This window comes from Rhizobium sp. ZPR4 (assembly GCF_040215725.1).
GTDB classification, from domain to species: Bacteria; Pseudomonadota; Alphaproteobacteria; order Rhizobiales; family Rhizobiaceae; genus Rhizobium; species Rhizobium rhizogenes_D.
Genome location: NZ_CP157967.1, coordinates 3,301,451 through 3,313,027, shown reverse-complemented (window position 1 = coordinate 3,313,027; position 11,577 = coordinate 3,301,451). Strand labels below are relative to the sequence as shown.

Annotated in this window: 8 protein-coding genes and 1 riboswitch; of the genes, 5 read left to right on the top strand and 3 right to left on the bottom strand. The window is 62.1% G+C overall.

Annotated features, from left to right (window positions below; all coding sequences use genetic code 11):
* Window positions 1-4 precede the first annotated feature (4 nt).
* Together thiB and ABOK31_RS15970 are read right to left on the bottom strand one after the other, a co-directional pair.
* Window positions 5-1,033: a thiamine ABC transporter substrate binding subunit gene (gene thiB / locus ABOK31_RS15975; protein WP_349956661.1), complete on the bottom strand. Its 1,029-nt coding sequence runs from the start codon at window positions 1,031-1,033 to the stop codon at window positions 5-7.
* A 50-nt stretch (window positions 1,034-1,083) separates the two neighbouring features.
* A riboswitch (TPP riboswitch) is annotated at window positions 1,084-1,200 on the bottom strand.
* Between the two features lie 71 nt (window positions 1,201-1,271).
* On the bottom strand, window positions 1,272-2,810 hold the full coding sequence (locus ABOK31_RS15970) for an MDR family MFS transporter (protein WP_349956660.1): 1,539 nt from the start codon (window positions 2,808-2,810) through the stop codon (window positions 1,272-1,274).
* 167 nt (window positions 2,811-2,977) lie between these two features.
* Here ABOK31_RS15970 and ABOK31_RS15965 point away from each other — a divergent pair, with 167 nt between their 5' ends.
* The 5 genes from ABOK31_RS15965 (at window position 2,978) to ABOK31_RS15945 (ending at window position 10,730) form a co-directional block, all read left to right on the top strand.
* On the top strand, window positions 2,978-3,505 hold the full coding sequence (locus ABOK31_RS15965; protein ID WP_174173318.1) for a MarR family winged helix-turn-helix transcriptional regulator: 528 nt from the start codon (window positions 2,978-2,980) through the stop codon (window positions 3,503-3,505).
* A gap of 72 nt (window positions 3,506-3,577) precedes the next feature.
* Window positions 3,578-4,231 carry a thiamine diphosphokinase gene (locus tag ABOK31_RS15960; protein ID WP_349956659.1) on the top strand — a complete coding sequence of 218 codons (654 nt, stop codon included), beginning with the start codon at window positions 3,578-3,580 and terminating at the stop codon, window positions 4,229-4,231.
* Window positions 4,232-4,233: 2 nt separating this feature from the next.
* On the top strand, window positions 4,234-6,063 hold the full coding sequence (locus tag ABOK31_RS15955) for an ABC-F family ATP-binding cassette domain-containing protein (RefSeq protein ID WP_349956658.1): 1,830 nt from the start codon (window positions 4,234-4,236) through the stop codon (window positions 6,061-6,063).
* Window positions 6,064-6,384: 321 nt separating this feature from the next.
* A complete protein-coding gene (locus tag ABOK31_RS15950) occupies window positions 6,385-7,560 on the top strand; it encodes an efflux RND transporter periplasmic adaptor subunit (protein ID WP_349956657.1) in 1,176 nt (391 codons plus the stop codon).
* The gene (locus ABOK31_RS15945; protein WP_349956656.1) at window positions 7,557-10,730 is read left to right on the top strand and encodes a multidrug efflux RND transporter permease subunit; all 3,174 of its coding nucleotides are present in this window, start codon (window positions 7,557-7,559) and stop codon (window positions 10,728-10,730) included. Before ABOK31_RS15950 ends, ABOK31_RS15945 begins: the two co-directional genes overlap by 4 nt.
* Window positions 10,731-10,837: 107 nt before the next feature.
* On the opposite strand, the gene ABOK31_RS15940 is transcribed toward ABOK31_RS15945, so the two are convergent.
* Window positions 10,838-11,566: an SIS domain-containing protein gene (locus tag ABOK31_RS15940; protein WP_174173323.1), complete on the bottom strand. Its 729-nt coding sequence runs from the start codon at window positions 11,564-11,566 to the stop codon at window positions 10,838-10,840.
* Between the last annotated feature and the right edge of the window lie 11 nt (window positions 11,567-11,577).

Sequence of the window (11,577 nt, the reverse complement as noted above, 5' to 3'; positions counted from 1 at the left end):
GACGTCAGTTGCCGCTGGTGGCGGTCAGCCATTCGTCGATCCAGGCCTTGCGGTTCTTGTCGACGTCGGCAGGGCTCATCAGGAAGGTCTTCGACGGCACCACGAGCTTGCTGAAGGCGTCCGGCAGCGGCGCGGAAGTGGCCGAGGCCGGCATCATCCAGTTGCTCGTGGGGATGATGTCCTGGAAGCCGGGGGAAACCATGAACTTCAGGAAGTCGCGGGCAAGCTCCTTGTTCGGCGAGGCCTTGATCAGGCCGGCGACCTCGATCTGGATATAGTGCCCTTCCGAGAAGGCAGCCGCCTGATAGCGGTCGGTCTTGTCCTCGATCATATGGTAGGCCGGCGAGGTCGTGTAGGAGAGCACCATCGGTGCCTCGCCCTTGGTGAAGAGATCATAGGCTTCCGACCAGCCAGGCGTCACCGTCAGGACGCGGCCCTTGAGCTTTGCCCAGGCATCGGCCGCCTTGTCGCCATAGATCGATTTGACCCAGAGCAGCAGGCCGAGGCCGGGCGTCGAGGTGCGTGGGTCTTCGATGACGATCTTCTGGGTGGGATCGCCCTCGACGAGATCCTTCATGCTCTTCGGCGGATTCTTGACGGTCTGGCTGTCGTAGATCACGGCGAAATGGCCGTAGTCGTAGGGTACGAAGACATCATCCTTGAAGCCACCGGGAACCTTGAGGGCCGAGGTGTCGACGCCGCTCACATCGAAGAGGCCGGTATCCTTCGCTTCATCGACGAGATTGGTGTCGAGGCCGAGAACGACATCGGCCTTGGTGCCTGCACCTTCCAGCTTCAGACGCGACAGAAGCGCGACGCCGTCGGTGACGGCGACGTAATTGACCGTGCAGCCGCAGGTCTTTTCGAAGGCAGCTTTGACCTTGGCGCCCGGACCCCAATCGGCGGTGAAGCTCTCATAGGTGTAGATGGTCAGGGTCTTGTCGGCTGCAGCGGCAGGCTGTGCGGCCAGAAAGGCCGTTCCGGCGGCAAGCGCCAGGCCGGCGAAAAATGACAATGGCGAACGGTTGTGCATGGTAGCGCCTCCTCTTTGGTTTCGTCTTGAAGGGGAAAAGGGCGCTATGATTTCGTCACGCGTCTAATCCCTCCGCCGGTGTTAGCCGGATCAGGTTCCGCGGGTTGGCCGGTCAAAGCCTCTCAGCCGGATGTCCGTAAGGACATAAGGCACCCCGTTAGAGCGTTGGCAGATTTAGCCTTGTGACGAAGGGATGACAAGGGAAATGATTCCCTTGCCGATTGCAGGCCGGAGGAGCTTACTCGGCGGCGTGCGCGGCGGCCGTCGGGCTGTCGAATTTCTTCGCCGCACCCGGGAGCTGGACGTTCTTCAGCGTCAGCGAGGTCAGGAGGCCGATGAGGCAGATGCCCGCGGCCGTCATGAACAGCGGGCTGAAGGCGCTCGCATAGGCGTTGGCGACGGCCTCGCGGGTTGCTTCCGGCAATGCGGCCATCATCTTCGGTGTCAGCTGTTCGATATCGGATACGCCGGCGATGGAGATTCCGACATTGCCGAGCTTGGCGGCGATGATGGCGCCGTAGATGGAGATGGCGATGGAGGCGCCGCCCATGCGCGAGAGCGTGACAGCGCCGGTTGCTGCACCGACGTCCCGGGCAGCGGCTGCATTCTGCACGCCGATGACGGGCACCTGCTGGGCAAGACCGATGCCGATGCCGTGCAGCAGCATCAGGCCGCCGATGAAGACGATGGGCGTGCCGGCAGGCATGAAGGCGAGCGAGCCGAATGCGATGGCACTGCAGGCAGCACTTGCGACGGCGAAGGGCTTGTAGCGGCCCCTCGCGGCGATCAGTCGTCCGGCCGAGAGCGAACCGCAGACGATGCCGCCGGTCAGGAGAATGAACAGCAGCCCGGCCATCGAGGGCGAAAGGCCCGTCGTCGTCTGCAGGAAGAGCGCGAAATAATTCACCATACCGATGGCGACGGCGCCGCTGGTGATAGAGATGATCAGCAGAAGGCCGAATGTCGGATTGCGAAACAGTGTCATCGGCACGATGGGCTCTGGTGCGCGGCGCTCGATGAAGACCCAGGCGACGGCGCAGATCACGCCGAAGGCGATGATGCCGAGACATTGCGGCGACAGCAACGATCCGAAGAGTTCGGTACCGTCGGCGGCAAGCACGATGCTCGTCGTCGTCAGCGCAAGGACGATCGCGCCAGCATAGTCGATCTTCGGTCGGCGGGCCGGCTTGCGATAGGGAAGCATGGTGGCAAGGCCGGCCAGCACGATAAAGCCGATCGGCACATTGACGAGGAAGATGGAGCGCCAGCCGAAGAGATCGCTCATCGTGCCGCCGAGAACGGGGCCGATGGCACCCGACGCCATGAGCACGAGGCTCGAATAGCTCTGGTAGCGGGCACGTTCCCGCGGCTCGAACAGATCGGCATTGACGGCGAAGATCGACACGAGGATGCCGCCGCCGCCGAGGCCCTGAAGGACGCGGGCGGCGATCAGCGTATCCATCGAAACGGCGAGGCCGCAGACGGCGGAGCCGACGGTGAAGATGGCGATCGCCGTCATCATCACATATTTGCGGCCGAAGAGATCGCCGAGCTTGCCGTAAACGGGCATGACGGCGGAGAGCGAGAGAAGATAGGCCGATCCGATCCAGCCGAAGCGCTCCAGATGGCCGAACTCACCGACGATCGTCGGCAGTGCCGTCGAGACGATCTGGTTATCGAGCGTTGCCATGAACATGGCAGTCATCAGAAACAGGAAAAGGATAAGCCGCCGCTTATGATCCGCCACGAGCGGCGCGAAGGTTGTCTGCATGTCCATGGGGCAGGAAATCCGAGCTTGGCCGAAACGCTGCGCGGTCGATCGAATGCGCGGGACGCCCCGGTTTTCATAGTTGAGATATATGTGCTAATGGCATATAATTGTCAATGACAGGTGAATGCTGTTTGCATGTTTTATTTGTTTTCTGCCTCTGATATGGTGGAAAGATGACATCTGCGACCAATACACGTGAAGTTGAAGCCCAGGCCCAGACCGATGATGAGAATCTGCTGCGCATCGGCCATGCCATGACGCGCATGCGTCTGCTGACGGGGCGCCGCATGATCGGCAGGCTTGCCATCCAGAGCGTGGCGCCAGGGCTTGAGCTTTCGCATCTCGATGTGCTCGATGTCGTCAGGCGGGCGGAGGCGACGGGTGAAGTCACCGTCGGTACCATCGCCGAGATGCTGCGCATCGATCCCTCGCGAGCAAGCCGTATCGTTGCCGACATGGTGACGCGCGGCGTGTTGCGGCGCAAGGCATCGCAGGCGGATGCGCGGCGCATCGTGGTGGTGCTCACCGCTCTCGGGCAAAGATTGCTGTCGGAAATCCAGGCACAGAAATATTCCGTCATCGGCAGCATCTTTGCCGACTGGACGCCGGAGGAGATCGAGAGCTTCTCGCTACTGTTCGACCGTTACGTCAGTGGCTACGAGCAGGTTTTCCAGGCGCGCATCAAGGAAACGGACGACTGAGCCGTCGTCGCGGCCGTTCTTGCCCATGGTGCTCTTCCCTAGGGATATGACTTTGCGCTATGGGCTTGCCTCATGAGCCAGTCCACCACCTTCACCATCCTGCTCGGCGGCGAGCTCCGTCTGACGGAGCGGTTGCGCGCTGCGGTTTCCGGCAGTCGTTTCATCGCGGCCGATGGCGGTATGCGCCATGCGCTCGCGCTCGGCGTGGAGCCTGAGGTGTGGGTCGGCGATTTCGATTCCACGCCTGCCGATTTGCAGGGCGCGTTTCCCAAGGTGCCCAAGCAGCCTTATCCAGCGGCGAAAGCGGCGACCGATGGTGAGATTGCCGTCTCGGAAGCGATCGATCGCGGTGCCACGAGACTGATCCTTGCAGGCGCCATGGGCGGCGAACGCTCCGATCACGCGATCCAGCATCTGCTCTATGGCGTGCATCTGGCCGAAAAGGGCCTCGATATCTTGCTGACCTCAGGTGACGAGGAGGCGGTGCCGCTTCCGCCCGGCAATCTCACGCTGGCGCTGCCGGCCGGCTCGCTGTTTTCCGTCCTCAGCTTCAGCGATCTGAAGGGCCTGTTCATTGAGAATGCCCGTTATCCCTTGCGCGATTTTCATTTGTCCTTTGGCGGATCGCGCACCATTTCCAACGTGGCGGAAGGCGACGTGCGCTTTTCGCTCGGCAGCGGCAGGGCGATTGTTCTTGCCCGCCCTTATGATCTTTCCGGAGTCTGATCTTGGCCCCTCCCATTCTGAAACTTGACGACATCTTTCTGAGCTTCGGCGGTGCGCCCTTGCTCGCCGGTGCCGGCCTGCAGGTGGAGCCCGGTGACAAGATCTGCCTTGTCGGCCGCAATGGTTCCGGCAAGTCGACGCTATTGAAGATCGCTGCCGGTCTCGTCGAAGCGCAATCCGGCGAGGTGTTCCGTCATCCGTCATCGACTGTGCGCTATCTTGAGCAGGCGCCGGATTTTGCCGGTTACAAGACGGTGGCGGCCTATGCCGAGGCTGGCCTCGGGCCGGGCGACGATCCCTATCGTGTCACCTATCTCCTTTCCCATCTCGGCCTGACCGGCGAGGAAGATCCGAAGAATCTCTCCGGCGGCGAAGCGCGTCGCGCGGCTCTCGCCCGCGTCATGGCGCCGGAGCCGGATATCCTGCTGCTCGACGAGCCGACGAACCATCTGGACCTGCCGACCATCGAATGGCTGGAAGGCGAGCTGCAGAAGAGCCGCAGCGCGCTGGTGCTGATCTCGCACGACCGTCGTTTCCTGGAGAAGGTCTCGACCGCGACCGTTTGGCTGGACCGCGGCACCTCGCGCCGGCTGGACAGGGGGTTTGCGCATTTCGAAGTCTGGCGCGATCAGGTGCTCGAGGCCGAAGAGCTGGAGCAGCACAAGCTCGGCAAGCAGATCGAGCGCGAAGAGCACTGGCTGCGCTATGGCGTGACGGCGCGGCGCAAGCGCAATATGCGCCGCCTCGGCGAGCTGCAGGACATGCGTTCCCGCTATCGCGGCCACAAGGGCGCTCTCGGCACCGTGCAGGCGGCTGCGTCCGACGCGCAGGAAAGCGGCAAGCTGGTGATCGAGGCGGAGAAGATCACCAAGACCTATGGCGATCGGTCGATCGTCGCGCCGTTCTCGATCCGCGTGCATCGCGGCGACTGCATCGGTCTCGTCGGCCCGAACGGTGCCGGCAAGACGACGCTTCTGAAGATGCTGACGGGTCAGCTGGAGCCGGATAGCGGCACGGTGAAGCTTGGCACCAATCTGGAAATCGCCACGCTCGACCAGAAGCGCGAGGAGCTGAACCCGGAAGATACGCTCGCCAACTACCTGACTGACGGACGCGGCGAGAACCTGCTCGTCAACGGCGAGCAGCGGCACGTGACCGGCTACATGAAGGAATTCCTGTTCCAGCCGGAGCAGGCGCGCACGCCGATCAAGAATCTTTCCGGCGGCGAGCGCGCCCGGCTGATGCTGGCGCGCATCCTGTCGCGGCCGACCAATCTGCTGATCCTCGACGAACCGACGAACGATCTCGATATCGAGACGCTCGACCTGCTGCAGGAAATCGTCTCCGGCTTTGCCGGCACCGTCATCCTCGTCAGTCACGATCGCGATTTCCTCGACCGTACCGTGACGTCGACGATCGCGCCGGCCGATCCGGAAGATCCCGACGGTCGCTGGATCGAATATGCCGGTGGCTATTCCGACATGCTCGCCCAGCGAAAGGGGGCCATCGAGGAGCGAAAGCGGGCGGAAAAGGCTGCCGAGAAGCCGAAATTGGCCGAAGCTTCGGCGCCGGCTTCCGACGCCTCGAAGAGCAAGGGGAAGCTTTCCTACAAGCAGAAATTCGCTTTGGAAAATCTGCCGAAGGAAATGGCCAAGGCGGAAGCCGAAATCGCTGCGCGCGAGCAGAAAATGGCCGATCCGAACCTCTTTTCCAAGGATGCCGCAACGTTCAACCGTCTTGCTGCGGAGATGGAAAAGCTGCGCGAAAGCCTGAGCAAGATGGAAGAGGAATGGCTGGAGCTCGAAATGCTGCGTGAGGAGCTGGAGGGCTAGGGCTCATATCCGCTCACCTTATGCGCGTCTTTACTATGTAGTAAAAACAATCGGTTGCGCTCGGCCGCAGCCGGTTCATTCCCTGTTGTCGAATCCGATAAACCGTTTATACATTAACGCATGCTGCCGGACGACGAGCCGGTTGATACCCCCGGGCCGACGTGGCCCGTGGCGCATGTTGGGGAAGTCCGAAGCGACCTGATTTCATTGCGCCTGATGGCGACAGGTTCTTCGCGGAAAGTTACAGGCAAATTTCGTGAGCGCTTACCGTGATGACGGCGCTTGATGCCGCATGCGGTTTTTCGAGGGGGGCTTCTGCCGATGCTGCCGCGTGCCGTTTTGTTTAGCTGTGTTTTTGCCGTTTTTTCCGGTGCCCAAGCACTGGCGCAGGGCGCCCCGACGGCTCCGCCCGTCACGGTCGCCAAACCCATCGTCCGCGATGTCGTTGACAGTGACGAGTTCATCGGGCGCTTCCAGGCAGTCGATGAGGTTTCTATCCGCTCGCGGGTAGGTGGCTACCTGCAGGAAGTACATTTCAAGGATGGCGCCATGGTCAAGCAGGGCGACCTGCTTTTCGTCATCGACCAGCGGCCTTTCGTGACCGCGCTGAACGAGTCGACGGCCTCGCTGGAAGTTGCGAAATCGTCGCTGACGCTTGCCGATGCGCAGTTCAAGCGCGCTCAGTCCCTGTCGACGACGGGCAGCCAGTCGGCATCGACCCTCGACGACCGCCGCCGAGATCTCGTTTCCGCCGAGGCGAATGTGCGCGGCGCGCAGGCGGCCGTCGACCGCGCCAATCTCGACATGGATTTCACCAAGATCACCGCACCGCTCAGCGGCCGTATCGACCGCCGGCTGATCTCGGTGGGCAATCTCGTGCAGGCGGATCAAACCGTGCTGACGACCATCGTGTCGCTCGACCCGATCGATTTCTATTTCGATGTCGACGAGCGTCGGTTGCTTTCCTATGCCGACGAAGCCCGCAAGAACGGCAGCGCCCTGCAGCAAGGCGGCGGCGGGCTCGATGTGACCGTGACCATCGCCGATTCCCGCCAGAAGCCGTTCAAGGGCAAGCTCGATTTCGCTGAGAACCGCGTCGATAACGAAACGGGCACGATCCGCGTCCGCGCCAGCTTCCCGAATCCCGATCTTATCCTCCAGCCCGGCCTCTTCGGGCGCGTCCAGGTACAGGGCTCCAACAGCTACAAGGCGATCCTCGTTCCGGACGAAGCCATCGGCTCGGATCAGAACCAGCGTGTCGTCTATACCGTCGATACTGCCGGCAACATCACGCCGAAGTCCGTCCGTCTCGGACCGAAACTCTATGGCTATCGCGTCATCCGCGACGGCATGACCGGCGACGAGACCATCGTCGTCAACGGGCTGATGCGCATCCGGCCCGGCGTCAAGGTGACGCCGCAGCTGATCGAGCTGCCGCAGCAGGCGACGAATGACGAGCCGCCGGCTCAGGCCGATGCACAGGGGACGAACCAATGAGGTTTTCCCACTTCTTCGTCGATCGACCGATCTTCGCATCGGTTCTATCCATCGTGCTGCTGATCGTCGGCGGCATTGCCTATTTCCAGCTGCCGGTGGCGCAATATCCTGAAGTCGCGCCGCCGACCATCGTCGTGCGCACGTCCTATCCGGGCGCCGATGCCCAGACCATCGCCGATACGGTGGCAACGCCGATCGAGCAGGAAGTGAACGGCGTCGAGGACATGCTCTATATGTCCTCCTATTCCAGCGCCGACGGCTCCATGGCGCTGACGATCACCTTCAAGCTCGGCACCGATCTCGACAAGGCGCAGGTGCTGGTGCAGAACCGTGTCGCCATTGCAGAACCGCGCCTGCCCGACGATGTCCGCCGCATCGGCATCACCACGGTCAAGAGTTCGCCCGATCTGATGATGGTCGTGCATCTCCTCTCGCCGAACAATCGCTACGACCAGCTTTATATTTCCAACTATGCCCGCACGCGCATCCGCGATGTTCTCGTGCGCCTGGATGGCGTTGGCGACGTGCAGCTCTTCGGCGAGCGGCAATATTCGCTGCGCATCTGGCTCGATCCGGAAAAGCTTGCCGCCTACGGCATGACCGCCGGCGATATCGTGCAGGCGCTGCGGGACCAGAACGTGCAGGTTTCCGGCGGCTCGATCGGCGGGCCGCCGGTTTCCGGCACTAATGCCTTCCAATATACCGTCACGACGCAGGGGCGTTTTTCCGACGCACGGCAATTCCGCTACGTCATCGTCAAAGCGACAGGCAACGGCCGTCTCGTGCAGCTGCAGGATGTCGCGCGCATCGAGCTCGGGGCGCAGGATTATGTGACCAACAGCTATCTGAACGGCAGTCCGGCGGTCGCGCTCGGCGTCTTTGCCCGGCCCGGCACCAATGCGCTCGCCGCTGCCGCCGATATAGAGAAGACGATGGAGGACCTGTCGCGGGATTTCCCGCAGGGGCTTGAGTACCGCATCATCTACAATCCGACCGAGTTCATCGCCGAGTCGATCAGCGAAGTCTACAAGACCATCTTCGAGGCGGCTGTCCTCGTCGCCATCGTCGTGCTGGTGTTCCTGCAATCCTGGCGGACGGCGATCATTCCGATCGTCGCCATTCCCGTGTCGCTGATCGGCACTTTCGCCTTCCTGCTCGCCTTCGGCTTCTCGCTGAACATGCTGACGCTGTTCGGCCTGGTGCTTGCGATCGGCATCGTCGTCGACGATGCGATCGTGGTGGTCGAGAATGTCGAGCGCAACCTCGCGCTCGGGATGACGCCGAAAGAGGCGTCGCATGTCACGATGAACGAAGTCGGCACGGCCGTGCTTGCGATCTCGCTGGTGCTGATCGCGGTCTTCCTGCCGACGGCCTTCATTCCGGGCATAACGGGGCAGTTCTACCGGCAGTTCGCCGTGACGATCTCGGTCGCGACGGCGATTTCCTGTCTGAATTCGCTGACGCTGTCGCCGGCGATCGCGGCGATCGTGTTGCGTCCGCACAGTCACGAGAAATCCAACAATGTCTTCGCGCGGTTCGGCCGCGCCTTGGGTGACGGGTTCAACCGCGGTTTCGAGTGGATGAGCAGCGGCTATTCCTGGATCGTGCGCCACCTTGTGACGACATGGGCGGCGCTTGCCTGCGCGCTTCTCGTCTTCGCCGGGCTGTTGGCCGGCACATGGTATATGGGCAGGATCGTACCACAAGGCTTCGTTCCCACCATGGACCAGGGCTATGCCATCGTCGTCGTGCAGCTGCCTGACGGCGCGTCGCTGGCGCGTACCAACGCCGTCATCCAGAAGGCGACGGAGATCATCACCAAGACGCCGGGTATCGCCAATGCTGTCGCCTTCGCCGGCTTCAACGGCGCAACCTTCACCAATGCCTCGAATTCCGGCGTCATCTTCACGCCGTTCAAGCCGTTCGAGGAGCGATTGAAGACCGGCGACACGGCCACCAAGATCATCGGCCAGCTCTTCGGCAGCCTGCAGGGCATCCAGGAAGCCTTCATCATTGCCATTCCGCCCCCGTCGATCCGCGGCGTCGGCAATTCCGGCGGCTTCAAGATGCAGATCATGGACCGGGAAAATCCGGATATGCGCCGCATTCTGCCGCTCGCCTATCAAATGATGGGAGCGGCCGCGCAGAACAAGGGCGTCAGCGGCGTCTTCACCACCTTCTCGGCCAACAGCCCGCAATATTTCCTGGCGATCGATCGCGACAAGGCGCGTGCCCTCAACGTGCCGATCCCAAATATCTTCGAGACGCTGTCGATCAACCTCGGCACATCCTATGTCAACGACTTCAACGCTTTCGGCCGCGTCTATCAGGTGCGGGCGCAGGCCGATCAGCAATATCGCATGGAGCGGGAGGATATTCTGGCGCTGAAAGTGCGCTCGGCGACAGGGGCTCTGGTGCCGCTCGGCACGCTGGTCGACATCCGGGATACGACCGGACCGACGCTCGTGCAGCGCTACAACATGTATGTCTCTGTTCCCGTGCAGGGCAATCCGGCGCCGGGCGTTTCCACAGGTTCGGCCCTCGACATCATGGAGGGGCTGGCAAAAAACCTCCTGCCTGCGGGCACGACCTTCGAATGGACGGAGCTTGCCTATCAGGAGAAGCATACCGGCAATACGGCGATCTATATCTTCGCCCTGTCGGTGATCTTCGTCTTCCTGGCGCTGTCGGCGCAGTATGAAAGCTGGATCCTGCCGCTTGCCATCATTCTCATCGTGCCGCTGGCGGTTCTCGCGGCGCTGATCGGGGTGCATCTCAGGGGCATGGACAACAATATCCTCACGCAGATCGGGCTTATCGTGCTGATCGGCCTTGCGGCAAAAAATGCGATCCTGATCGTCGAGTTCGCGCGGCAGGCGCAGGCTGAGGGGAAAAGTGCCGTCGAAGCAGCGATCGAGGCCAGCCATCTGCGTCTGCGCCCGATCCTGATGACGGCCTTCGCCTTCATCTTCGGTGTCGTGCCGTTGATGATCGCCACCGGCCCGGGTGCGGAAATGCGCCAGTCGCTCGGCACGGCGGTCTTCTCCGGCATGCTCGGCGTGACGCTGTTCGGCCTGTTCCTGACGCCGGTCTTCTACGTCGTCCTGCGCCGCCGGCGCAAGCAGGCGGAAGCCGCGCAGGAGCCTTCGGCGGCCGATGCAGCGCAATGATCTCTGATGGAGTGGCCGAGCGTTTCACGGGAATCGCTCGGCTGTTCTATCTGATTGTTTTCACGCGGTTCCAGATGGGAAATGGCTAGGCGTCTTCCGCAGATGCCTTAAAGATGCGGGTTGCGCGGTCGATATTTCTTGACCAGCTGCTGGTTGGTTTCCTTGGCGCCCGGCATGTTGGCGCTGAGATAGACGGGCGGATTGCCATCCTTACAGAGTTCGGCGGCGACATCGGCGAAGATAGCGTTCAGGACCGTCGTGCCGACGGCCGTCGAGGCAGGTCCGACCTTCAGCTCCGTGCCCGGCAGGTCGATCATGGCATCGCCCGGCGGCAGGCCGTTGTCCAGCACGATATCTGCGATATCGGCAAGTCTTCGGCGGCCATTGGCGATGGCTGCCGAATAGGCGAGCGACGTGATGGCAATGACCGTCGCGCCGATCTCGCGGCCATAATCCGCCGCCTCGATCGGCGCGGCATTGACGCCGGAATTGGAGGCGATGATCAGCACGTCGCCCGGCTGCATACCGTAGCGTTCGAAGACCGGTCGAATGAGGCCTTCAGTGCGCTCATAGACCGAACTGATGACGGCGCCTTCATGCAGCATGGCGGAGCCCACAAGCACCGGAATGGTGAAGGCGAGGCCGCCGGCGCGATAATGCACTTCTTCGGCCAGCATATGCGAGTGGCCGGTGCCGAAGACATAGACGCGGCGGTCGGCGCGGGCGGCGGCGCAGATGGCAGCGGAAGCTTTCGACATGGGCTCGGCCAGCGTTTCACGCAAGGTTTCCAGTCGGCCGATAAGGGCCGAGAAATAGCTGTCCGTGACTGCGCTCATGCCGAATGTCC